Annotated in this window: 22 protein-coding genes; 2 read left to right on the top strand and 20 right to left on the bottom strand. The window is 38.5% G+C overall.

What is annotated here, in order from left to right:
• Positions 1-15 precede the first annotated feature (15 nt).
• From M1F03_RS03010 to M1F03_RS02985, 6 genes are all read right to left on the bottom strand, one after another.
• Positions 16-549, bottom strand: coding sequence for a GNAT family N-acetyltransferase (locus M1F03_RS03010; protein ID WP_154622777.1), 534 nt, complete (start codon positions 547-549; stop codon positions 16-18).
• Positions 533-2,185, bottom strand: coding sequence for a Na/Pi cotransporter family protein (locus tag M1F03_RS03005; protein ID WP_163860663.1), 1,653 nt, complete (start codon positions 2,183-2,185; stop codon positions 533-535). Before M1F03_RS03005 ends, M1F03_RS03010 begins: the two co-directional genes overlap by 17 nt.
• 409 nt (positions 2,186-2,594) lie before the next feature.
• Positions 2,595-4,034, bottom strand: coding sequence for an alkaline phosphatase (phoA, locus tag M1F03_RS03000; RefSeq protein ID WP_196713772.1), 1,440 nt, complete (start codon positions 4,032-4,034; stop codon positions 2,595-2,597).
• 190 nt (positions 4,035-4,224) lie between these two features.
• Positions 4,225-5,802: an alpha/beta hydrolase-fold protein gene (locus M1F03_RS02995; protein WP_247047389.1), complete on the bottom strand. Its 1,578-nt coding sequence runs from the start codon at positions 5,800-5,802 to the stop codon at positions 4,225-4,227.
• 61 nt (positions 5,803-5,863) lie between these two features.
• Positions 5,864-6,469 (bottom strand): DUF3156 family protein, encoded by a 606-nt coding sequence (locus tag M1F03_RS02990; RefSeq protein ID WP_154622781.1) that lies wholly within the window; start codon positions 6,467-6,469, stop codon positions 5,864-5,866.
• Positions 6,444-7,937, bottom strand: a complete 1,494-nt coding sequence (locus tag M1F03_RS02985; RefSeq protein ID WP_154622782.1) for an APC family permease — start codon at positions 7,935-7,937, stop codon at positions 6,444-6,446. The genes M1F03_RS02990 and M1F03_RS02985 overlap by 26 nt, the downstream gene beginning before the upstream one ends.
• A 398-nt stretch (positions 7,938-8,335) precedes the next feature.
• On the opposite strand from M1F03_RS02985, the gene M1F03_RS02980 reads away from it, so the two are divergent.
• Positions 8,336-9,007, top strand: coding sequence for a LuxR family transcriptional regulator (locus tag M1F03_RS02980; protein WP_154622783.1), 672 nt, complete (start codon positions 8,336-8,338; stop codon positions 9,005-9,007).
• A gap of 241 nt (positions 9,008-9,248) precedes the next feature.
• On the opposite strand, the gene M1F03_RS02975 is transcribed toward M1F03_RS02980, so the two are convergent.
• The 11 genes from M1F03_RS02975 to M1F03_RS02925 all read right to left on the bottom strand — a co-directional run bounded on the left by M1F03_RS02975 (position 9,249) and on the right by M1F03_RS02925 (position 18,900).
• The gene (locus M1F03_RS02975) at positions 9,249-10,019 is read right to left on the bottom strand and encodes an N-acetylmuramoyl-L-alanine amidase (RefSeq protein ID WP_251465058.1); all 771 of its coding nucleotides are present in this window, start codon (positions 10,017-10,019) and stop codon (positions 9,249-9,251) included.
• A 140-nt stretch (positions 10,020-10,159) separates the two neighbouring features.
• On the bottom strand, positions 10,160-10,957 hold the full coding sequence (locus M1F03_RS02970) for a methylenetetrahydrofolate reductase (protein ID WP_318840077.1): 798 nt from the start codon (positions 10,955-10,957) through the stop codon (positions 10,160-10,162).
• 605 nt (positions 10,958-11,562) lie between these two features.
• Positions 11,563-12,585 (bottom strand): hypothetical protein, encoded by a 1,023-nt coding sequence (locus M1F03_RS02965; RefSeq protein WP_230085998.1) that lies wholly within the window; start codon positions 12,583-12,585, stop codon positions 11,563-11,565.
• Positions 12,586-12,604: 19 nt separating this feature from the next.
• The gene (locus M1F03_RS02960; RefSeq protein ID WP_154623691.1) at positions 12,605-13,138 is read right to left on the bottom strand and encodes a fimbrial protein; all 534 of its coding nucleotides are present in this window, start codon (positions 13,136-13,138) and stop codon (positions 12,605-12,607) included.
• Positions 13,139-13,152: 14 nt separating this feature from the next.
• On the bottom strand, positions 13,153-13,653 hold the full coding sequence (locus tag M1F03_RS02955; RefSeq protein WP_154623692.1) for a fimbrial protein: 501 nt from the start codon (positions 13,651-13,653) through the stop codon (positions 13,153-13,155).
• Positions 13,646-14,044 (bottom strand): hypothetical protein, encoded by a 399-nt coding sequence (locus tag M1F03_RS02950; protein ID WP_196713769.1) that lies wholly within the window; start codon positions 14,042-14,044, stop codon positions 13,646-13,648. The genes M1F03_RS02955 and M1F03_RS02950 overlap by 8 nt, the downstream gene beginning before the upstream one ends.
• A 28-nt stretch (positions 14,045-14,072) precedes the next feature.
• Positions 14,073-14,780 carry a molecular chaperone gene (locus tag M1F03_RS02945; RefSeq protein ID WP_154623694.1) on the bottom strand — a complete coding sequence of 236 codons (708 nt, stop codon included), beginning with the start codon at positions 14,778-14,780 and terminating at the stop codon, positions 14,073-14,075.
• A gap of 9 nt (positions 14,781-14,789) precedes the next feature.
• Positions 14,790-17,264, bottom strand: a complete 2,475-nt coding sequence (locus tag M1F03_RS02940; RefSeq protein ID WP_154623695.1) for a fimbria/pilus outer membrane usher protein — start codon at positions 17,262-17,264, stop codon at positions 14,790-14,792.
• Between the two features lie 14 nt (positions 17,265-17,278).
• Positions 17,279-17,821 (bottom strand): fimbrial protein, encoded by a 543-nt coding sequence (locus M1F03_RS02935; protein ID WP_154635551.1) that lies wholly within the window; start codon positions 17,819-17,821, stop codon positions 17,279-17,281.
• 58 nt (positions 17,822-17,879) lie between these two features.
• Positions 17,880-18,422: a fimbrial protein gene (locus M1F03_RS02930; RefSeq protein WP_154635552.1), complete on the bottom strand. Its 543-nt coding sequence runs from the start codon at positions 18,420-18,422 to the stop codon at positions 17,880-17,882.
• Between the two features lie 265 nt (positions 18,423-18,687).
• Complete coding sequence (locus tag M1F03_RS02925; protein WP_318840130.1) at positions 18,688-18,900, bottom strand: helix-turn-helix transcriptional regulator; 213 nt, start codon at positions 18,898-18,900, stop codon at positions 18,688-18,690.
• Positions 18,901-18,952: 52 nt separating this feature from the next.
• Between M1F03_RS02925 and M1F03_RS02920 the strand changes: the two genes are divergently transcribed.
• Positions 18,953-20,037, top strand: a protein-coding gene (locus M1F03_RS02920) for an IS3 family transposase (RefSeq protein WP_374195714.1) whose coding sequence is annotated in 2 segments (ribosomal slippage) — positions 18,953-19,214 and positions 19,214-20,037 — 1,086 coding nt in all. Because the reading frame shifts where the segments join, the coding sequence is not laid out codon by codon here.
• Between the two features lie 752 nt (positions 20,038-20,789).
• Here M1F03_RS02920 and M1F03_RS02915 read toward each other — a convergent pair.
• Genes M1F03_RS02915 through M1F03_RS02905 form a run of 3 tightly spaced genes read right to left on the bottom strand, consistent with a single transcriptional unit; the run spans position 20,790 to position 24,030 of the window.
• Positions 20,790-22,283 carry an aldehyde dehydrogenase family protein gene (locus M1F03_RS02915; protein WP_154622585.1) on the bottom strand — a complete coding sequence of 498 codons (1,494 nt, stop codon included), beginning with the start codon at positions 22,281-22,283 and terminating at the stop codon, positions 20,790-20,792.
• 26 nt (positions 22,284-22,309) lie between these two features.
• Positions 22,310-22,678: a cupin domain-containing protein gene (locus tag M1F03_RS02910; protein WP_154622586.1), complete on the bottom strand. Its 369-nt coding sequence runs from the start codon at positions 22,676-22,678 to the stop codon at positions 22,310-22,312.
• Between the two features lie 47 nt (positions 22,679-22,725).
• Positions 22,726-24,030, bottom strand: a complete 1,305-nt coding sequence (locus M1F03_RS02905) for an NAD(P)/FAD-dependent oxidoreductase (RefSeq protein ID WP_154622587.1) — start codon at positions 24,028-24,030, stop codon at positions 22,726-22,728.
• Between the last annotated feature and the right edge of the window lie 151 nt (positions 24,031-24,181).

Below are 24,181 nucleotides of genomic sequence, written 5' to 3'. Positions count from 1 at the left end.
GAAACTTAAAATAACTTATTCATCAAATAGATACACAAAATGTATATCTTCAGGCTCTAACGCAAATAATTCAGGATCAGGCCGTTCAAGTAGCTTACATCCCATATATTGGTAAAAATGCACTGTATTTTCAGAAGGTGTTGCTGATACATACAACCCAGCGGCTCCCTTCTCTTTCGCTAGCTCACAACACTGATTAAATAACATTCCACCTAAGCCTTCACCTCGATAGCGATGGCTAACGTGCAAAAATGATAACTGAAGTAAATTATGTTCTTCGCCACGCCAGACGTTATCTAGGCTTGCCGCTGCGATTAGCTCATCTTGGTCATATACACCAATAAACACCGCGCCATTATCATAACTTTCGAGTAAATGTGGCGTATAAGCTTCAGGCTCACCTTCAGGCCAACCTTTCATATCAAAACGTTGTGCCGATAGCACCAACTTTCCATCTTGATGAAGATAGAGATTTTCGATTAATTCTGTTCTATCAATTGACCAAACGGATGGAATTTCATCACGTTGTAACTCACGTATTTTTCTCATTTTCTAAACTCAATTGTTCTTTACGACTCTCTGCTACACCTTCTAAAGCATGGTAGGCGACAGCACAAAATAATGAATTCAACCGTTTCATATCTCCAAGTAGGCTCACATGTAAGTTGCTAGTATCTAAGCTTTGCATATTTTGTTCATGCAACCTTTCCACATGTGCGTAAGCAAAACGCTGGTTAATAAGACGGAAACGATGTTTTGCCCGTCGTAAACGTTTTGCATTATCAATATCGGCTGAAACAAAAACAGACATCCCTAAATTTAAGTTAGCTTGCAATCGCTCAAGTAATGAATTCAATTCTTTATAGCCTTCATGAGAAAATGAGCGACGATTATCAATGGACTTTTTGACTAGCTCCGATGTCATGCGATGGATGATAGTCGAAGATTGCTGTAAATTGAAAGCGGTATCAATAATTTCAGCCCAACGCCTTGAATCTTCTTCACTCAATTCACTTTGTTGTAATTGTGCGAGATACAGTTTAATGCTGCTATGTAGCATATCCACTTCTTCTTCCAAGCGGCTGATTTCCCTTTTTTGCTCCTTATTGCCATTCAAGACATCGGTAAAGCGCTGTAACATCACGCCCAGCACATCTCCCATACGCAATGTTTCTCGTACAGCATTGGCGATAGCAAGTGAGGGGGTTTCTAATGCGCTTTTATCTAAATAACGAGGCGCTATTTCTTGCTCCATTGACGGAACAATAGGGATTAATTTATTACATAGCCTCGCCATTGGACCCACAAAGGGTAGCATGACTAAACAGCGAGCTAAGTTATAAAAGACGTGAAAATAGATCACGATTTCGGCTTCATTAAAGCCATAGTGGCTAATCCATTGTGCAATGGGTTTAACCCAAGGTAGCACGACGGCACAACCAATTAATTTGAATAGTAAGCTCCCAAGGACAACTTGCCGCGAGATCTCATTTTGTCCGCGGCTACTCATCATCGCGAGTAAACCACTACCTATATTGGAGCCAATGACAATACTTAAACTAATGTAGAGTGGTACTAAGCCTGTCGCACTCAACGTGGCTGTTAATAGTACAGCCGCTAAACTGGAGTAGCTCACCATAGCAAATAGCGCGCCCACCAGCAGCGCTAAAACCACATCGCCACTCAACGAGGTAAAGATAGCTTTCACTGCGTCAGCATGAGTAATCGGCTCTGCCGATGCCACAATTAACTGTAGTGCAAGTAAAATTAAGCCTAACCCAATACCAACGCGCCCAATTTGACCCGCCCTATTTTTCTTCTGGCTCAAAAAGGTTGATACCCCGACCAGAATTAACAGAGGCGATAACCAAGAGAGATCAAAAGTTAACACCCTCGCCATTAACGCCGTCCCGACATCGGCACCAAGCATAATAACCATTGCAGGCGTTAATGAAATTAGCCCCTGAGAAACAAAAGAGATCACAAGTAATGCTGTTGCATTACTGCTTTGAACTAATGCGGTGACCCCTACACCAGAAAGAAAGGCGCTTGTTCTTCGATTGACGCTTTTCCCTAAAATTCGGCGTAGATCAGCACCAAAAACCCGCATAATACCGGTACGGACAATATGAGTCCCCCAAACCAGCAATGCGACAGATGATAAAAGATGTAAAAGTGCCAGCATTGAAACCCTATGACGTGATATTTGTTATAGTTAAGACAATGGTGATAAAAACTATATGAGTGTTTTTTAGCGGAAGAAAATAGCCTTCCTCACTCTTGATGGATGAGCTAATTAGATAACTAAAAACATTATCTTATTAAATGAAATCGTACAATCATACCTTGTTTTTATTGTTTTTCAAAAAGTTAACAACAAATTACTCAGTCGTTGTATTGGTGATAGAGCCGTTTAATCTCTCATAATCAGCTCAAACGAACTCAGACACCTAATAATTTTTTATACCTGAATCGATGAATTAACGCAAAACAGTTAATGTAAGAGAGCGTAAATCGAGGGAAAGAAGATAAGACAATAAATAAAAAACCCTCTACAACTTCCTATCATAGAGGGTTTAGCTTACAGGGTTGGTTTATTGTTTCAATCCCATGGCATCACGCATGGTAAAGAACAAATCGGTTTGGTCAGTCAATCCCATGACGTTAGCAGCATGTGGGCCATATGCTGCAACACGTAACTGCGATCCGGTATGCTCTTGTGAATCTTCTTCAGAGTTACCGTAGTTAACGACCATGACGGAACCATCTTTTGTGATCAATGCTTGTGTTAAGCCTGTAGACTTGGTTCCTTCAGGAATAATTTGGCTAGAATGAGCATGGTCAGCAGTAACAATCACCAATGTATCACCATGTTTTTTCGCAAATTCTAAACCAACCTGTACGGCCTCATCTAACGCCACTGTTTCACCAATTTGACCACATGGATTAGCCATATGGTCTTGTTTATCAATCGAAGCACTCTCAACTTGCAAGAAGAAACCATTAGGGTTGGTTTGCAACAGATCGATTGCTTTTTGTGTCATTTGAGCCAACGTTGGCGCATTTGGATCTAACTTAGAATTCGGTTTACACTCAAGCGGCGGATTATCAATATTGCCATGATATGTCGCTTTAGGGCCTTCCCAAGCAACAGCCATATTACCGTCATGGAATAGGCCTAAAACAGGTTTGTCTTGGTTAGCAACAGTGACTGCATCTAAGGATTTCGCATCACGAACAATATTAAAGCCGCGTTCTTTCGCTTGCTCTTCTAAGGTTTTACCTTGGTAATCACCCGCTTTTGCAACTTGCTTAAAGCTCTTCGCACCACCCCCTAACGTGACATCCGCGCGGGTAACCAGTAGTTGCTCAGTGATTGAACCACGACCACCATTCTCTAAGGCATTGGTTGCACATTTTTCAGACGTTTCTTCAGGCCCATAACATTTACGACCTGTCACATGAGAAAATTGTGCAGCAGGTGTCGCGTCTTGCAACTCAGAAGTCGTGACATTACCAGTCGCTTTACCATTACGTTTAGCAATTTCAAGTAAGGTTTCATGGTCTTTACCAAATACATCTATCCCTAAGGCGCCATTATAGGTTTTCACGCCTGAAGACCAAGCGGTGGCTGAAGCGGCTGAATCTGTCACATAATCCGGCTTTTGCGTCTTTTTATCTAATGCATAGTGAGTATATTGACCCGTGATAGGCAACGCATCAATGCCTTTAAAGAAACCACCTGCGCCTTCTGCATAGTTACGTGCGACGGTAATTTCAGAGTCGCCCATACCATCACCAATAAACAGAATCACGTTTTTCGCCTGCCCGTTATGGAGCGCAGATTTCATAATATCTGTTTGTTCTTGGGTTAAACGACGAGCCCCACCAAATTGGGTAATATCACCTTGTGCAGCTCGGTGTTGTAAAGCAGCATCATCTTTAGACGTGGATGCGGAGGCGGGAATAATACTGCCAAAAACTATTGAACTTACTGCTACAGCTAGAATCGATTTCATGCAATGATTCATCATAATCATTTCCTTGCCAATAAAAGAAGTTAAATATGTAATTGCTTCAAATAATGACTGGCATGCTAATCCTACTAGATGACAGTTGAATGACGCTTTTGTGTCGAAAAGAAGACGATTGTCATAATAGACGAAAAAAAGCAGTCCAATAAAGACTGCTTTTTGCATTTTCTATCACTAATAGATGACATTATTATTTCGGTGGTTCAGCCATCAAATAACGAGTCCCTTGATATAAGGTTTCACACCAAGAAACATAATCATGGCCACTCGGAAGCTCTTCGGCCTCCACTTGATACCCTTTATGCTTTAACACATCCAATAATCGATAATGATTTTGGATTATCCCACCCCAACTACCACGCTGTTCGAATAACCCTGCCTCAAGATAAAAACGCAACGGTTTTTTCGACATTTGTTCGATTTCGCGGATTAGCCATTCAGGATCTTTGCCTTTAGGTGCCCACCAATAAGAACCGGACATACTGAGCACATTCCCGAATAATTCAGGATGTGACAGAGCATTCCAAGTCGCCCCCAAACCACCATAACTCGACCCCGCAATAATGGTGGATTTTGCAGGCGCTTGAATACCTTTGGTTGCTAAAACAGGCATAAGCTCTTTAGCAAGCATAGCAGGGAACTCAGCGTTTGGTGGTAGCTCCACATTTCTGCGCTCAGAGCTAATGCTATCGACAAATACCACATACATCGGTGGTATGGCTCCTTCTGACATCCACTTATCAAAAAACTCAGCCATTTTGTATGTTTGTAGATAGATTTGCCCATCTAACAAAACGAATACGGCAGGTTGTTTCATGGCCGCCTTAGGGCGATACACATAAATTTGTCGATCATTATTCAGCACATTGCTGTGGAAGCTAAATGATGTCAATTGACCATTAAGTTGATGACCTTCTATCTGAGCAAAATGACATTGACGTTTTTCGGGTGATAGTGACAATAATGAAAAACGATTATAGCGATCATTTAGCAGTGATGGGATCGCCTGTGCGTTGAAAGGATCCGCTTGTGCTGTTGCTAGAATTGCCTTGCGCTGCGCAAAACCACCTTCTGTCACTTTTGGCACATCTGGCGCAATTTTATATTGCGATAACGTATCATTCGGCACGATAAAAGTGCGGTACCAAATATCCGTATTCGGTATATGAGCCATAGTCTCATGGTTACCTGAAGGGGCACCTAAAATATAAGCATTCGCTTTTGCTCCACGCCATAAAAAAGTGACTTTCTGCTGCCCTTTCTTATACTCCTCAACGAGCGGGGTGCCCTGCTCTTTCACCTCTCGCCAAAAAGCATCTGTCGTTTTCTCCTTCAGGTGTTTATCAATCAATGCCTGTAACTTAGGGCTATCAATTTTATTTTCTGCCTCAATCGCCAAAGGCTGGTAATTCGATAAGTTGAATTTAAGATTCCATGGCTGAGCAGGGGCGCCCTGTAAATTGAGATAATATTGCCCCTGAGCAGGGACAATATAAGAGACGGAGTGAGGCTCTGCGTGTGGCATTTTTTGCAGCAGAACACGGATTGGTGTTTTAGTACTGTCAGTAAGTACGATATCTGAGATCCCATCCCCCTCTTGGCGGATATACTGTTTATCGGAAATTTCAACGAATAAACAGCTATGACCTTCACTATCATGAATACCCTGAATCGAAGAAGATAATTCATCTAAACGAATACACTCCGATACCGCCGCCATCGCAGATGACGAAAATAAAATACAACCAATTAAAGGTAACGATTTCACATCAACTTCCATTGAGAGCTAATTTAATAGCGAACATTACTATCAAATTAATATTTCAAACTCAATGATTGAGATAATGTTTTTCCATAAATTGGTGGAACAATTGCAACACACTCAATAAACGATGCCTTTGTTCCGGCGTTAAACGTAAATAGCGGCGTGTTGCAGGAATTCGGCACACCAGCTCTGAAGCGGTAAAAGGTTCTATCTCACAAGACCAAACACCATTACGAATATGCAAATGACAATCATTAAAATCGAGCTCGGCTAACGTTTGCGAAATGATCGGATACTGTTGCAATAAACTAATGAGTTTTTGTCCTTCTTCATCTTTAGAGACAAAGTGAATATGTTTACGGCGTAAACTCCCCGTGGTTTTCACCGAAATCTGTGCATTGATAGCCTCACCACAATGCCCAGTCACAGAAAAGCGGCTAAATACAATAAAAGCCATAAATAACGTTTTAACGCGTTCTGTCACTTGAACAGTCAGTTCACCGTGTGGATGTATCAGGAGCTCCCCCGGAGCTCCCCATTCACATTGATACGGTAAAATATCACGCTCTAGTCTATTCAGTGTTAAGCCTTGTTGATAGCCAGCGGGTAGACGTTTTTTACTTAAACGTTGCCAAATAGAGCATTTAGGCGAGGTTGCGTAATGGTTCAACTTTCACCCCCTTCAACTCTTCTTCGGTAAATGTACTGGATAACACCTGCTCAACTGAAACCGGTTTAAACGGATTCACTTTTTGTACAAACACGGTCCAAATTAAAGCATAGCTTGCGGTTAGCCCTAACATAATAATAAAGGGAATATACACATCTGACTTGTTCATACCTGGTGGCGTAATATAGACGATCGCTAAAATAATCCCGACACTAGAAATAATTTGTGGAATTGGGAAAAACGGCGAACGATAAGCACGGTGCAAATCAGGGCGACGAATGCGCAGTGAAATAACCGAAATCGTAACTAATAAATAGGCGGTTCCCCATGAACAGACGGCTGCTAGCACGAGCGGAATGATCCTATCTAAATCACCTTGAATTGCGAATGTATGTAAACAAGGGATCATTACCGCAACCAAAATCCCAAAAACTGGTGTCTTAAAACGAGGGTGCAGATAAGCAAAAATACGCGGTAATGCACCATCAAGAGCCATACCATAAAGAATACGAGGCACTGCCGCCATCAGGGTATTAATCGTTGCTCCACCCGCTAACAATAACGCAATACCAATCCAATATTTACCAATATCACCAAAGACTTGACCAGCAAAGGCAGGGATCGCCATTGGGGTTTCTAACAAACTAATATTATTCGCAGGGTCCACAATAACGTTTTCAACTTGATTGGTCATGGCCGCACCAAATAAGAACATACAGAAAGCGACACCACATAACCCAGTTGCCATAGCACGAGGGATCACTTTGGCTGAATTCTTAATTTCAGGTGCCATTGGTGTCACCAACTCACAACCCACAAACATGAACATTGCCATACCAACAAAGCTCAATACTAATGTCGGGTCCGCAACATTTAAACCGAGTCCAAACCACCCTTCAACAGAAGCATGGAAAGGCATCATTAATCCGCTGATACTGAAGATGACCAACGTACTCCACATCGCAAAAGTCAGAACAACTTCTACTTTACTAAAGGCTTCAATGCCAAATGCATTCAACAAACCAAAAGTAATCACTAAACCGACACCAACCATCCAAGATGTATTACTACTTTCCATCACGGTATTGAGACTCTCAAAATTCACCAATGCCATGATCCCTGACAAGATTGTTTCAGCCGTTCCTGCAAAGACATGCACAATCAAGTAGGCCGATAACGCCCCCGTGATTGCCCAGAAACGCCCCATACCACATGAAATATAATCGTAAACAGAACCTGATGTTGGCAAAATAGCCGCGGCTTCAGAAAATGTCGTCAACTGGGCTTGCATCATGATAAAACTCAGCAACACGGCTAGCGCAAAAGTATCACCACCAATTCCGAAACCGCTTGTCACCGTTAAGATGACAGGGCTTGCCATAATCACGCCCACAGAGCTAGCGAGAGTGGTTGGAAATCCCACCTTCCCCTTTTCAATGTGTGACGTTAATTTTGAGGACATATTCATTTTGCTTCCCTCTCTTTCTCAGTACGCAGTCAAGATTGTGAATTTTTTGTAAAAATAGAGTGACTGTATTGCAACTATAGAAATAAGCATAAACATGCCGCTATCGTCCTAAAGGACGATACCCATAGGGAGGGATAATTTCGAGGAGACATACGAAAAGTACCGAGTAAATGACATCAAAAATGAATAAACCAATAAATATCAATGAATAGCAACCTGAGCGTTCATTAATATATTAATAAATAATCAACGAAATATACTGATTGGCGAATTGGTTGAACTGGCTTATGACCGATGAAGTTCAAATATTGTAATCAAGCTCACGTTATTAACATGTTTATTTTATGTTAACGAAAATTAATTGCATGATAATAATTGGACCAACTATGGAAGGGAATATGATGAAGACACCCTCTTTGTGCTACCACCAGCGAACATTGATTAACTGTTGCTTGAACACAATTGCTCATATTATTCCTGTTTCAGCATCCGTTTATTATTTGGTGGACGATCTTTGGCAACCTGATAACCATGTGCTCTATGGGATCAGCTCTCGTATGCATCAAGATTATTTGAAACATTTTTATCAATTAGATCCGTTACACCCTGATAAATTCCGTGGTGATGATCTGCGTTTAGTTAGAATGGCGCCGGACATGAAACAACAAAGCCAAGAATTCTATAATGATTTCATGAAGCCCAACAACATCACTGACATGGCAGAAATATTTATTCGCCGTAAAAACAAAATTATTGCGGGCATTTCTGTCTTACGCGATACGCCATTTCAACAACAAGAAGTGATGCGACTCAACGCCATCCTACCTGTCGCTGAATTAATGACATTTGATATTTTACCTGACTCGTTAGTTTCTTATACGCCGAAAGAACAAGAAATCATTCACTTAGTACGAGAAGGAGCAAGTAACAAGCGCATTGCCATACAACTTGGCGTATCGCTATCTACTGTCAAAACGCATTTACGCAATATTTTCACTAAAGCCAATGTTAGTAACCGTACAGAACTCGTTTCATCCGGTTTTATTATTCGCCAAGAAAAGATGCTGTAAGTGCTTAGACACAGCCCTTAATGAATTCATGGAAAAACCAATATATTTGATTCATTGACCATCACAATTATTTGTTTATTTAATAATACAACATGGGAGTAAATGCATTGGCAACGCCCCTATTACGTTACTCTGCAAATAGGCTTGAACACCAATGCATTTCATTCTTAAATAAATACGTTCACTATCATACTCAATGAAGTATTAGGCAAAGTCCTGTTATTCAACTAACGCCATGACATTAAGGGAAGTACTTTTCAACTAGCGCATAAAGGATCGCAACCGTCTCAACATCAGCAATACCATCATAGTTTTCTGGTCTAAAGTGAAGCTGAAAAGCGCGAATTAGCATTTTATAGCCATTATCTGTATTCGCTTTTGAAACGTCATACCCATAGCGTTTTAGCTTCTCTAAAATTTCTGCTTTTGCTGGTAATCCCCCGTTATATTTCTGCATATAACAAGATTTAGTTGCCTCATCATACCAAGCCCCAATTCCAGCATCATAAAGTTGTTTCCAAGGAAACGCTGCACCGGGATCACTTTTACGCCCATCAGGTGCAATATCCGCATGTCCGACAATATTGGTAGGAGTAATATCAGGGTAACGTTCGATAATATTGCATGCTAATTGTTTGATTGCTTCAATCTGCACTTCATTATAAGGCGGAAAAAGAAAATTCCCGTTGTTATCTTGAGCTTCATTGACAATTTCAATACCTATCGAAGTATCGTTCAAGTTAGTTCTACCGGCCCATGTACTCACGCCTGCGTGCCAAGCTCTTTCATTTTCATCAACTAAATTAAAGACCCTCATCTCCTTAAATCCAGCATTTGTATACATTTTATCTGTTGGGTCGGGAACTAAATAATGAGCACTTACACCGGCATTTCCTGATAATGCATTAACTGAACCTTGAAAATTCAAAGCAGTATAATGCATGACTAAAAACCTTACTCTACGATTAAAACCTTTTATTGAACGGTACGCATTGTAATCGACTTTTAACATTATCATGCCCTCATTGATACTGAATTAGCCTAACAAGGATAAAATTAAAACTGATTATCATCCCCTATTGTTGTCGGGATAAAACCAATATTAATTTCGCTGGAAAAAGTAGTTCACTCTGTCAGTGATATTCAGATAACTCATCTCAATTTATCAAATAGCTTTTTGACCATCTCTGCATTATTTAATGTAAAAAAATGCAATCGCTTGTTCTCTTTTATATACTCTTCGATAAGAAATTGAGTAAGCTGAATACCAAATTCCCTATGGTTATTAATATTACTCGATCTTATGTGTTTCTTTATCCATAATGGATAATCGATCGTATTATTTTTCAAAAACGACTCGATAAAACTAAAGTTAAGTATAGGCATCATTGATATCGTAATAGGGCTATCATTCCCCAATTGCATTTTCATATAAGAAAATGCATTTTTATTCAAACATAATTGACTAATCAGCTCTGTAACGCCTAATTGCAATTTTTTTCTTAGCCAATCAATCTCCCTTTCAGGCGTGATACTTTCTTTGTGATAATCAGGATAAACACTGGATTTTATCATTACTTCAGGGTATCGCCCCCGAATAAAATCAATAAGCTCTATGCCATAATTAAATGGGAGTTTCTCATCAAAACGGTGTCTATCACCCCGAATGACAAACAATTCTGTTATATCATTCTTTAAATACTCTTCAATAATAAAACATAACTCACATTCATCTTTATTATTAATCGCAACATGAGGAACAACATTTACATGAGTAAGGTTCTTTAATTGACAACACGTGTTATAGGTATCTCGCCATTCAGTTTTACCTATCTCAGTATTCACTGTATAGAATAGGGGCGTTAACGCTTCAGTATTTTTTAGCAAACGTTCTAATGTATTATCTATTTTAGGCATAGCACTGATTTCAAAGCTCAAGGCTGTTTCCATATACCCTCGCTCTCTAACATTTCGCCAATACGGCTTCACTCATTCATTAATCATAAGTAACGTCATCTCCAAAAATAAAACAATCGAATATTTAAAATAGAGGTCATCTTATACCTTTAATCATTTTATTAAACGTTTATAGATGACGTGAAACACGGTTTCTCAACTCACTATTCTAGTGAGAAAAAACGGATTTATTTTAGTTTCATATTCAATGACTTTATCCTTTTCCTTGTATTTAAATTATAGTTCATCATAAGAGGACAACTAAAATATTTCAACAAACAAAATACGTATAAAATAAGTTGTGTTTTTCCATCAACTCAGTCATGGCGCATACTCACGAACTCATCGAACAGACAGAATCAATCAATATTTAATTAATTACGAGGTTGATATAGGAAATCAAACGATTAATTTCATTATTATTATCGTTTATGATTTTGAGAATTAAAAATGGTGAGAGTGAACTCAAAAGATGAAGAGAATCATAAAAAAAGCATATATTAAATATCGTTTATACTGACTCGTTATACGTGTTAATATCAATAAAAAATGGTGAGAATCAATCCTTTGATTTTCACCATCGTCAAACACAATTCAAATTAAATATACTCAAAGATTAATACACCACCACCACTCATATTACCTACCGATGCATTAGCCCTATTTTTTCCTAATGTCATACCAATATCTAATGTTTTATTCGTAATGCCTTGTAGAGTGGTAATCAACTGTTTTTTATTATCCACGGATAACTCACCATACCAACCCGATGACGTGTTACCTAAATCTAAACTAGTACGAGTTGGATTAGCACTATCAATGGGTTTTGATGGTCGGTAAGTCACTTTAATATTACCGGGATGAGTACAACTCACCGTTATTGCTTTAGTCAGATTTTTACCTTCTGCTAATGACTGAGGTAATGTACCAAAATTAAAATCTAATTGCGTTTTATCAACTCGACAAGTATTCACCACTGTGACATAAAAGTTTAACCTTGCTGAGTTTTTAGGCTGGATTAGCGCAACGGAACTTAACCATTTACTAGGTACCTCCGGATTCCTTACCCCAAACAAAGTTGTATCCACTTGAATAATATGCGGTGTATTTCTAATCGGTAAATTTGTATTACTAATTAACGTTACTGCCGTTTGCCCACTAAAAGCCATTGGCGTATAAGGTACTGAATTGCACACTGCACGCCCGACATTACCTGCACTTTGACCTATTTTGGCGTATTGAGTATTAGGATATCCCGAAATTGATCCCAACGATTGAGGTAAAACAATTCTAAAATCAAATGCCTCCCGCGTTACAGGATCCACATACCTGACGGTATTGGGTACGATAACATACTGCACGTTAATTGAATTAGGAGAACCACCATAAGGAGCACAGGCACGAGTCCCCCAAGCATATTCTGTCATTCTTCCGCCAGAGCTACTTAAAATGGCATTCAACGTTAAGTTTACACCATTAAAATTAGCCCCCGTCCAAGTTGTATTTGCGGTAAACTGAGTGCCGTTATATCCCATGACAGTCCAATCATCAGGGTCTCCAGCGGAGCTAATATTTGAAAAAGCAAATAATACGACTGGTAGTAAAGAAAAAATTTTTTTCATCATAAGACCTAATTCAGATTTATAAATAACTCATCAAAATAGCCACCGTACTGTCAAAGCTACCTTCAGTTAATAGTGATTTATCAGGTGTAATTAACGATGCACGAAGAATAAATGAGCCTTCTAGCTCATGACTTCCAAAAGGGATCCATTTATTTAAATCAAGATTAGTATTTTCTTTTGTCAACGAAATACCTAATCCCTCCTTTGATGTGCGTAAGACATTATTACCTACCTGTGTATAAGTGCCATATTTTGTCGGATATAAATATATGTTCATCACTTTATTAGCGGGTACTGAACTACCCGCGCAGCTATATTTAAGTTGAATATCTTGATAAGCAGTTCCACTCTCTACGTCAGAAAAATCAACGTTATCAAAGTTCACAAACAAGGGTGATTGATTATTATTGCCTAAAACGGTACAGACCGGAGCAACAATCGTGGCACTAATATTTATTCTGACATCGGCACGACCGCTATTAAAATCAGCGGCAAGACTCCAATTGGATAGAAACAATAATAATAAGAGTAACCGTCTTGTCTTTATCATATTATTTCCTCTTATTAATTATAATTAACCATAACACTTGCTGTGCCATGAATAGTGCCAGGTTTAGCGAAATCACCTTTAGTTAAAAAAGCATTTAAAACTAATTCTGCTTTACTATCATTAGTCACCTGTACTTCTAAAGGTTGATTAAATGATATAGGCTCTCCACTCATGCTTTCTAGACCGACAATGAGACCAGTTCCACCTTGCGTTTTCAAATAATCAACACCATTTCGCCTATAGACATTAGTAGAATCTAATGAAATTTTTATAATCTTATTCATCAGTGTCGGTGTACAATTTTGAAATTCAATTGAAAATGATTTTTTATCCGAGATATTGCCACCGACTTCAATATAGCCTAATGAATAAGGTATAAATTGAACTATTATCTCAGATTGTTTAATTTCACATTTCTTATCAACTAAATTACCATTAAAATTAATAACCAATTCACTGGCAAAAGTGGGAGATACCATCAAGCTAAGTAATATGACCAGTATTTTTTTAATCATAGTCTAGCTCCATAATCACTGCTCTACCCTTAATGTTTTTAGTCTGTAGATAAACATTATTTTTCCCCGAGAATAGCGTCTGAGGTGCCATCACTTGCTGATTACCTTCAAGCACTTTCGCTTTTGCCTGTAATGGAATTTTTATATTATTATCATTAAACAAACATTTATCTAGCTCAATAAAAAAGAAACTTCCAACATATTCATTAGCTAAAATGACACACGGAGAGTACATTAAACTTATTTTAAAATTCAGTTTCCCACTTAATTCATTCATCTTCATTGCAGATGTCACATCATTCGAAGGAAAATAATTATTTTCCTCATACTGAGTGGCCATGCTACTAAATGAAATAAATAAAGTGTAAAACACTAAATAAAAATACTTCATTGCACTCTCACTTTGTTAGCTCTGAAATTTATTGTTTATCAGCTTTACAGACAGATGCATTACAGTTAAATGAAACTGTTGGTCTTCCGCCATAGTCGTTAATATAAGTAAGATAAGGCTTTTGAAAATGAGCAGTCTTGACTTGATAAGAACCAAAAGGTTCGATCATAAACGAATCAAAGGCGCCATTTTCTGACTTATTTTTATCACCGGCTAAGCCTATCACGGTCAAATAAAAAGGTGATGTATTTTTAACCACATAACCATTACTGACAGATTGTAACTCTAAATCTAAAGCCCAATTAGTTTTTGCCTTATCTAAAATTGCCTCTGGGCGATAGAATAATTTAATTCTTGACTGTAATGCGACCTGCATCACATTCGGTTTATCACTTTTAGGAGGGATCTCTCTTAAATTAAAGTAATAAACAGACTCTCTATCTTTCGGTAACTTAGATACATCCGTCGTCGAGATTCGAATCATACTTTTGACGTTTGGTTCCAAACGTTGAACCAATGGTGTTGCAATTAACGGCCCTGTTGTTAATTTATTACCATTTTTATCATCAATCCAAGCCTGAGCTAAATAGGGTAAAGTATCACTTTGATTCTCAATATTAATAACAACGGGATTAGAACTCCCTTCTACAATCGCTCTTGTTCTATCAAGAGAAACCGCGGCCATGCTGTTATGTGCTATAAATAATAGTGGAATTAACAATAATTTATATTTCATAAAAATTCTCTATTTCTCACAAATTAAAATAATTTGATTTACATTATCTAAGGTGGGTAAGGTCGTACTACATTGTGTTTGATTAGACCAGTTGATATTTAACTTTTCTTCTGATTGAACAGCTGTTAACCAAACTAATCCATTATCACTTACAATTCCGACCTCTCGCCCTTTTTCATTTAATACCTGAGAACCAAATGGTGGTGACCCTGAGTTATCAGACATTTTAATCGTTGCAAATAATTTAAACCCTTTATCTGCACTTATTTTTCTATATCCAATAGCGCCTTCCGTTAATGCGATATCATAAATTGTATTTGATGATTCAATATTATCGGGTAATTTACTCATATCCACATTGTAACTATTTTTATAATAGTTAGTCATGTTAGGAATAACGCCAATACCTAATCCATTCGTCACGGTTGTACCATTATTTAAAGGAACATCCGCAATATTATTTGTGTCTATCATTAGCCTTGAGGCAGAAGAATATGATGAACTGTGTAAAGCTACACCATGTTGCGTCAATGTCACCCCACCATTGAGCCCTAATCCTAAACTACTATCCCCTTTATCCGAGATAGACATATTACTATTGATAGATCCATAGCGTGTCGGTAAATCATACATTCCAGCAAGTGTACTTTGTTTTTTGGCATCTTTACCGTAGCTTGTCGATGCACTTATATTATAGTAGTCATTATCATCTGTTAAATTAGACACTGAAACACGCGAATTATAAGTATCGTTATATTTCATTGTATCAAAAGTATAAAACTGCTTACCAAATGGTACAGAAAGCATTAAGCTAATTTGGTCATCATATTTATTTTGATAATAGCTTCTATTTGCTGACAATGTAATACTTCCTCCCTGTAGTTTTAAGTAAGGAAGATTGATACTTTTACCTATATTAAGACCATATTGATGAGTTTGACCTCTATCCCAATATTGTTGCAATTGATAATTTAAATTTATATTAAACTCCCCTAAGCGCTTAGAGAGCGTTATTTGATAACGTTCTTTTTCGCTATCAACAACCCTATCATCTCTTAAGTCTAAATATTGGGATAATGTATAGTATTTTCTATCCGTAAATCGATACCCTGCAAAAGTTAAGTCCATATCGTAGTCATCGAATGTTTTCGAGTAATTAACACTGTATGAATTACCTGAAGGACTATCATGATCTAATTGTGCGAACGAACGCGTAATATTCACCGAAAGTGCACCAAACCGATTCATAAAGCGACCAACACCTAATGAAACCTGTTGATAGCCTTGGCTAATATCTGTTGCACCGTTTAACGACCAATTATTATTTAAACCGTGAGAAGCCTCTGCTCTAAAAAAGAACACACCACGATATACCGAATGATCCACTTTTGTCGGTTGCCCCGCAGATACGTTATATCGCGTGGTGCCCGGACGCGTTAAATACGGTACATTCGAACTACTTACTGTAAATTGTTGCTCAGTACCATCCTGCTCAATAATTTTTACGTTAAGCTCACCACGCGTTCCACTGTTTAATGATTGAATCTTAAATGGTCCAGCGGGTACATTTCCATCGTACAAGACACGTCCGAGTTGTGTAATGACCACTCGCGCATTCGTTTTAGCTATACCTGTTATCTCTGGTGCATATCCACGTAACCTTGGTGGTAACATAGAATCATTAGTGAATAAGGATAATCCTGTAAATTTAATTGGCTCTAGAATTTGTGAGGGGGTTGTACTCTCACCAATCACTAATTTTGAATCTAGGGCTTTTATGTTTCTATATAAATAAATGGCATTAAATAAAAAATTACGTATTGTCGATGTTTTACCATTGGAATTTTGTTTTTGATAATTACCATAGTATTCACTACGTAGGCGCCATGCCCCCATATTGGCGCCAAGATATCCACTAATGGAAGCAATCTGATTCTTTAAGCTATCCCGATCACTATATTGATAGTTTGCATTATAATCTAATAACAACCCGCTGATACCCTCATCCCACAATGATTTGGGTAACCAGTTATTATCCATATATTCGAGATATAATTGTGGGATATTCAGCGTCACAGTGCCTTCGGATAAATTGGGGACGACACTGACCCCTTTTAATGCCGAAAAATCAATACACGCCCCATCATTCCAATAGGTTAATTGGTCAATATACTTTTCTTTAATACCTAAGCTATTAATGTATGACTTATCAATGCACACATCACTGACAGAGGCATCTGTACTATCACCAATAATTTGAATAGGAACTGTAGACTGCGTCAATTGAGTACTATTTATAATGATGTTAAAGAAATAAGTTCCCGGTAGAATAAAATTAGGATTTTTAAATCTTGAGACGTCAATGTTCGCTTTATCTTCGCTATCAAGTATATCGGTATTAAACTCTACAGAGTAAGACACTTTAGTCAAACAAAGCATCGATACCATGAATATCGTTATTTTTTCTTTTGTTGATAACATCATAAATACTCATTAGATTAATAGTAATCGATATCAAATGTAATGATACTTGAGAATTCTCCTAATTGAGGCTTTAGCTTATCAACAACAATAACCTCAGATAAAAAGTCTAGTTGCTGTTCATTAATCGATTTTGTTTTCCCGGATATTCTTTTTAAGTTATAAATTGGGTAGTATTGATTAGGTTTAACAACATCGCTTCCACTTAATATATAAATAGCTAAACCATCGGCATCATTAAATTTAAAGCCATTAAAATTATTTGTTGCTGGACCCGTAAACTTTATTCGTACAGGTGATTTTTCATCATTAAAGTAAGAGTTTGATAATTGGCAATTCTTTAAAATTATTTTAAATGGTTTCTTTATCTTATTTTCTTCTAACTTGCTTAAGGCATAGGCACCAAAATCAATAATTTGGTCTTTACTCGTCAATTGAATTGAGCAACCAGAAGCGAGTATCTCTCCTTTTACTGTTGCCTGTCCCCAATTCATTGCAGCTAAGACTGGCATACTGAAAATAGGTGAGAATAACAGGGTAATAATCAGCAAGCTTTTCATAGTATTAATTTTTCAAATTATAGGCTCCTTCGCCTAATAGTGAAGGAGCCTGTATAACTTACTGGTATGCGATTTCGAAAGTAGAGATCGTTGAGAAATCACCTGCTGTTACAGCATTAGCACCCGCCTTCTTAACGAAAGCAGAATAAGTCAATGTATTATCACCATCACGTAGGTTCAGTGCCGCAGGAGTTCCAAAAGTAATATCTTTGATACCAACTGCAACGTTTGCTGCGCTACCCGATGTTGCTAAAAGATTTTGACCTGCAATTTTGCTAACACCATCAAAAGTGATAGTTGCAGTCTTAGTAACTGTGATTGGGTTTTGTGGATCTGTATCGTCAATAGAAGTCAAAGAACAATTTTTCAGGTTCAATTCAAAATTTTTGTATTTTGAATCGCCCGCATTTAATTGGCTTAGAGATAGTTGGCCAAAATCAACAACCGTTGCTGTACCGCCTTGACCCGCATCTAGGTTACAAGGAGTATCACGAACTTCACCTTTAAAAGTCACGGTTCCTGAGTTAACATCTGCAAGTGAAGCGAAAGATGTGGTTAACATAGCCGCTGCTAATACAGCCATAGCTTTATTTAATTTCATACTATTTCCTATCAATGTTTTAAGTTTAATTATAAATTGAATAATAAAATTAAGACTATTTAATTACTCAACACAGATAAACATATCTGTATTAGAAAGCGTTTTAAATAAAACACTTTCTAATACATAAAAATTAGCGAAGTCCATCCCCATTAGCTATAAAGCTAAAAGGTTAATTTGGTATATTAGAAAGACAATACAGCTAAATTTAATTTAACTTTCACCTATACTATAAAGATTCTTTAAACAGAAATAGGCTATGACTTCATAGCATATAATCTTTTGGCGTTATATGACAATCATCAGACTTAAAGAATGACGAATATGAAATAAAGTCTAACAATGACACATTCATCACTGATAGTATAAATGTAAAATCTGATAATGAGAGTGTATTATAACCTCTTTCATACCGTGATATTTGCTGTTGACTTACACCTATTAATTTACCAAGCTCTGTGTAATCCCCCCGAAAAATCGCAGCAGTTATTTATAGAAAATTCTATTAAAATAAACTCAAGGAGTTTTCTATGCGTAAATCAAAATTCACTGATAGCCAGATATTGGCAATCATTAAACAAAATGAAAGTGGTATGCCCGTTCCAGAACTCTGCCGAGAACATGGTGTTAGCTCTGCAACATTTTATAAGTGGCGAGCTAAATTCGGCGGTATGGATGCTTCGTTGATGAAGCGAATGAAAGAACTCGAAGACGAAAACCGTCGGCTCAAAAAAATGTATGCGGAAGAACGTCTCAAAGCTGAGATTCGTTTGGAGGCGCTTGAGGGAAAGTTATAAAGCCATCTCATCGTAAGGAGATGGCTAAGGCTGCCGCAATTAAGTATGACATAAGCATTCGCTTTGCTTGCTTGTGCATGAATGTGAGCGAAAGCTGCTTTTACTATCAAAGTAAACTTAATGCTGAAAACGATCAGATTGCTGACTGGCTAATACGCCTAACCGAAAACAAAAAACGTTGGGGGTTTGGTCTATGTTTCTTGTATTTACGCAACGTAAAGGGCTTCGCATGGAACCACAAGCGCGTTTATCGAATTTATTGTGAGTTGGAGCTTAATCTTAGAATTAGGCCTCGCAAACGCTTAAAACGCGATAAGCCTGATGCCCTCAGTGTGCCTGTAGCCATTAACCAAGTATGGTCTATGGATTTTATGTCAGACAGCTTAGCCAGTGGCCGCAGCATTCGAACCTTTAATGTCATTGATGATTTTAATCGTGAATGCTTAGCGATTGATGTTGATTTATCGTTGCCTAGCGCACGAGTTATTCGGTCGTTAGAACAAGTCATCGAGTGGCGCGGTAAACCCAAAGCGATACGATGCGACAACGGACCAGAATATATTTCAGGAGAGCTAATAAACTGGGCAACACGGCAGCAAATTACCTTACTTTATATTCAGCCTGGCAAGCCTACACAAAATGCTTACATTGAACGCTTTAACCGAACAGCTCGTCATGAATGGCTTGATTTAAATATATTTGAGAGCGTTGAGCACGCTCAAGAACTTGCCACACAGTGGCTTTGGACTTATAACAATGAGCGGCCGAATACGGCGATTGGAGGAATACCCCCGAGACAGCGATTACAGGTAGCTTAAACTCTATAAATAGTTACTGTGAAAAGTGGGGGGATTACACCACCAAAGCATTATCTACTAAAACATCTTGTATCTCACATATTGGCTTTTTGTAAATAAAGGTAAACTCCCTTTTCGTGTTAATTTTAAAATGTTCCCTAAAAACCAACGCAAAATCATATCGAGAGTTGGTCATTTGAGAGTGAATAGTGAATTCCGTTACAAATAACCTTCAAATCGGTTACCTGCACACGGATAACACACTCTTGCTAGGTGGCTTTTGTACGTGGTACTTAAACTGAAATGAGTTTACGGTGATTTGATATCTATCTTTAGACTAAAAATAATGAATGGATAAACGGTATCTTGCATCGGCCCACAATCAATATCAGAAAACGTTCTAACCTATCTAAAGGGCATTCTGTACCCTACCTAACACTGGGTTATGTACGTTGTTCAGGCGCTCTTGGCGAGATTGTGATACCGACGTTACCAAGAGGAAAAGATAACAAAAGCTCAGGGAGCACTGGTTTTCATGAGCGACCTCCACTGATAGTTTTCTCCAGCCGAGTCTCAACTTCCCTTTAAGGCTAATGTTAGAAAATCTACGCCTGACTTTTGGGAGATAAAAAAAACCCAGCCTAAGCTGGGTTAACCACTCTAAAATCGACATAAAAATACTCTAAATCACGATTCTAATCGCTACTTATGACCCCAATGTAGCCTTTGCCCCTACCTAATTAGAAACGTGTTGAGTATAAAAGCATTAACAATCAATAACGTACCATAACTGACTTCAATTCAGTGTAGTATTCAATGAATGCACTACCAAACTCGCGACCAATGCCGGATGATTTGACTCCGCCAAAGGGCACTGCGGGATCAAGGAACGTATGCATATTGACCCAAACAGTCCCAGCTTCGATACGAGAAATCATTCGCATGGCCTTACTGAGATCATTGGTCCACAGACTTGCCGCTAAACCAAATGGTGTACTATTCATTTGTTCAATTAGCTCTTCTTCATCGTCATAGCTTAAGAAAGTGCCAATTGGACCAAATGTTTCCTCTTTCATTAATGCATCATTAGGGCTATTTGCACGAATAATCGTTGGTGGTACAAAGTAACCAGTACCAGCAATAGGCTGACCACCATAAATAATTTCATTACCTTCTTGGCGTGCTTTTTCAAATAGGCCTAAAATCTTTTCATAATGCGCTTTATTAGCTAGAGGCCCCATTTCCGTTGTTTCATCTAAAGGAGAGCCAATTTTGAATGTTGATAAACGCTGTTTTAACTCAGCAAGCACTTCTTCTATCAGTGATGATGGAATATAAAAACGTTCAGCTGCCGCGCAAATTTGTCCTTGGTTTAAATATCCCGCTTCAATAATCCCATCAACAATTTTGTTAACTGGCAAATCCGCGAGGAATGCTGCACCATTTTTTCCACCCAATTCTAAGGTAACACGGGTGAGCTTCCCTTCCATTGCAGCTCGACCAACAGCGAGGCCTGTTGGTACAGAGCCAGTAAAGGTCACTTTTGAACATAAATGATGGCTAATCAACGCTGGGCCAACTTCACGTCCCCCACCGTTAATAATATTAATCACACCGTCAGGAATGCCTGCTTCTTTGGCTAATTCAGCCACTCTCAGCATCGTTAATGGCGTAAATTCACTTGGCTTTAACACAATAGTACAGCCACAAGTCAGCGCCGCCGCCAGCTTCCAAATGGAAATCATAATAGAGAAGTTCCATGGGATAATCCCTGCAACCACACCAACAGGCTCACGTTGCGTGAAAGCTCGGTATTGTTCACCTTTAAATGACGGCAAAGAAACATTCAGTGTTTCACCACTGATTTTGGTTGCCCAACCCGCGAAATAGCGTAAAAACTGTGCAGAAGAGCCAATTTCAAGGAAACGAGATAGTTGAATGGTTTTTCCTGAACATAAACTTTCAAGCTGAGCCAGCTCTTCAAGATTTTTTTCGAGCAAGTCAGCTAAGCGATTTAGGCAATTACCTCTTTCCATTGGTGTGGTTTGCGCCCAAGCACCGCGGAAAGCAGCATAAGCGGCTTCCATTGCACTATCAACTTCAGCCTTAGTGCCTTCTTTCACTTTAGCGATAACTTGCTCTGTGGCGGGGTTAACGACGTCAAAGAAGGCATCCCCCTCACCGGAAACTGGCTGGCCGTTAATAAAATGTCCATGTTGGCGTTGTAAAAACGCACTTACTTCCGGTAATAGGGCTAAATTATTCATCGTTATCACTCCACTTTAAAAGTTAATTATGCATTTACACAAGCAAGGTAATGCTTAACAAAACGTTCAGCGGTGATCTCCCACAGGACTTCAGTGCCTTTAGCAGCAAACCAAGAGTCACCTTTATGGTATTCAACAGTTGTTCCGGTTTTTACATCGGTCAGTTTAACCGAACCTTCGTATACGGTAGCCATTTCATCAAATGGGTAAACCATTTTAAATTTACCTTTGGTACAGGCGAAAATACCGCAAGTTAAATTATCTGTTGGTTCACCATGAATCATCGCAACGCTTGCTTGCGGGTCACCTTCAACAACGACAGAGCCTAAGTTCGTAACACTGCCAATATTGAGTAATTCTGGTAGTGGCTTATTTAGTAATAATGGACTAATCATGACGTTACCTTTTTATAAATTAACAAGATGATACAGAAATACTTAGATTAGCGGCGCCCTTGCCAGTAACCCGAAGTTTGGTGAGCAATTTTCGCCAATGACACAATGACATTACGAAGTTTATCTTTACCAATAATATTGGCATGAGGAATGGAACTCATTAAGTCATAACGACTTGACCCTTCAACCATGCCTTCAGCAAGCACTTTACAAACGATCTGGCTCGGTGTTACACCAAAACCTGAGTAACCTTGCGCATAAAACACGTTTTTATGCTGTGGCAATGAGCCTATTTGTGGAAATAGGTTAGCACTACATGCCATCGGTCCACCCCATGCCAATTCGATTTTGACATCTTTCAAGTATGGAAAAATTTTCAGCATCAAATTGCGATTCCAAGCTTTTAAATCAGAAGGAATGTACTCAAGGAAATGGGTTGAACTGCCAAACAATAATCTGTTTTCTTTGGTCACACGATAGTAATCAATGACAGGACGAATATCGCTATAAGCACCACGAATAGGACTTATTCGTTCAATTAACTCTTCAGGTAGTTCTTCTGTCATTAATTGATAAGCATAGGTATTAATGGTTTTTGGATAAATCGTAGGTTCAAGGCCGTTAAGGAATGAGTCACAAGCCCACAACATTTTTTGAGCTCGCACCGTCCCCATTGCCGTACGCACAGTCACGGTGTTCCCATATTCGACATTAAGAACTTGGCTGTTTTCGAAAATTTTTGCACCGTAGACTTCACTAACCGCCTTCGCTTCACCTAACAGCAGATTCAACGAGTGAACATGACCACCGCCCATGTGCTTTATACCGCAAGTGTAGGCATCGGAACCGATGATCTGTTTCAGATCTGATCCTGCATAAAATTCAATTTCTTCCTCTGGATCAACGGCTTTAAAATCTTTTAACCAGCTACGTAGGGTTTTCTCTTGGCGTTTGTTACTACCTAAATAGGCATAACCACTGCAAAAATCGGCATCAATATTATATTTAGCGATACGGTCGCGCATGATCCCTGCACCCATATTGCTCAATTTAAAAATGGTCTCTAAGCCTTCTTTCCCTACATATTTTTTGATCGCATCAATATCATGGCCAATACCTGCCATCACTTGACCGCCGTTGCGCCCAGTTCCGCCATACCCCAAATAGCGCCCTTCTAAAATGGCAATATTAGTAATGCCCTTTTCACATAACTCAAGCGCTGTATGGATACCGGAAAACCCACCACCAATGATCACGACATCCACATCAAGATCTTCTGTTAATGTTGGAAAACGGAGATCATACTTTTTGGTAGCAGCATAATAAGTCAATGATTCTACTTGGTTATTCATAATGGATACCCTGTTTAGTATCTTTCGATAACCTTGATTATCTTAACCTTGAATTAACATTTACATAGCCCTTTAGGGACATTTGAAACATCAATTTAACATTTGTGACGCAGGTAGAATATTTAGATATAAACAACAAAATAAAAATTCA

Source organism: Providencia sp. PROV080, from assembly GCF_033688105.1.
GTDB lineage: Bacteria > Pseudomonadota > Gammaproteobacteria > Enterobacterales > Enterobacteriaceae > Providencia > Providencia zhejiangensis.
Note: the sequence above shows the minus strand (reverse complement) of the source record. Positions and strands in the feature narration are given on the sequence as shown.

Excerpts from the sequence above, each read along its gene's own strand:
- M1F03_RS03010 (WP_154622777.1), bottom strand. The coding sequence starts at position 549 with ATGAGAAAAATACGTGAGTTACAACGTGATGAAATTCCATCCGTTTGG.
- M1F03_RS03005 (WP_163860663.1), bottom strand. The coding sequence starts at position 2,185 with ATGCTGGCACTTTTACATCTTTTATCATCTGTCGCATTGCTGGTTTGG.
- phoA (WP_196713772.1), bottom strand. The coding sequence starts at position 4,034 with ATGATGAATCATTGCATGAAATCGATTCTAGCTGTAGCAGTAAGTTCA.
- M1F03_RS02985 (WP_154622782.1), bottom strand. The coding sequence starts at position 7,937 with ATGAATATGTCCTCAAAATTAACGTCACACATTGAAAAGGGGAAGGTG.
- M1F03_RS02980 (WP_154622783.1), top strand. The coding sequence starts at position 8,336 with ATGATGAAGACACCCTCTTTGTGCTACCACCAGCGAACATTGATTAAC.
- M1F03_RS02975 (WP_251465058.1), bottom strand. The coding sequence starts at position 10,019 with ATGTTAAAAGTCGATTACAATGCGTACCGTTCAATAAAAGGTTTTAAT.
- M1F03_RS02970 (WP_318840077.1), bottom strand. The coding sequence starts at position 10,957 with ATGGAAACAGCCTTGAGCTTTGAAATCAGTGCTATGCCTAAAATAGAT.
- M1F03_RS02965 (WP_230085998.1), bottom strand. The coding sequence starts at position 12,585 with ATGAAAAAAATTTTTTCTTTACTACCAGTCGTATTATTTGCTTTTTCA.
- M1F03_RS02960 (WP_154623691.1), bottom strand. The coding sequence starts at position 13,138 with ATGATAAAGACAAGACGGTTACTCTTATTATTATTGTTTCTATCCAAT.
- M1F03_RS02955 (WP_154623692.1), bottom strand. The coding sequence starts at position 13,653 with ATGATTAAAAAAATACTGGTCATATTACTTAGCTTGATGGTATCTCCC.
- M1F03_RS02950 (WP_196713769.1), bottom strand. The coding sequence starts at position 14,044 with ATGAAGTATTTTTATTTAGTGTTTTACACTTTATTTATTTCATTTAGT.
- M1F03_RS02945 (WP_154623694.1), bottom strand. The coding sequence starts at position 14,780 with ATGAAATATAAATTATTGTTAATTCCACTATTATTTATAGCACATAAC.
- M1F03_RS02940 (WP_154623695.1), bottom strand. The coding sequence starts at position 17,264 with ATGATGTTATCAACAAAAGAAAAAATAACGATATTCATGGTATCGATG.
- M1F03_RS02935 (WP_154635551.1), bottom strand. The coding sequence starts at position 17,821 with ATGAAAAGCTTGCTGATTATTACCCTGTTATTCTCACCTATTTTCAGT.
- M1F03_RS02930 (WP_154635552.1), bottom strand. The coding sequence starts at position 18,422 with ATGAAATTAAATAAAGCTATGGCTGTATTAGCAGCGGCTATGTTAACC.
- M1F03_RS02915 (WP_154622585.1), bottom strand. The coding sequence starts at position 22,283 with ATGAATAATTTAGCCCTATTACCGGAAGTAAGTGCGTTTTTACAACGC.
- M1F03_RS02910 (WP_154622586.1), bottom strand. The coding sequence starts at position 22,678 with ATGATTAGTCCATTATTACTAAATAAGCCACTACCAGAATTACTCAAT.
- M1F03_RS02905 (WP_154622587.1), bottom strand. The coding sequence starts at position 24,030 with ATGAATAACCAAGTAGAATCATTGACTTATTATGCTGCTACCAAAAAG.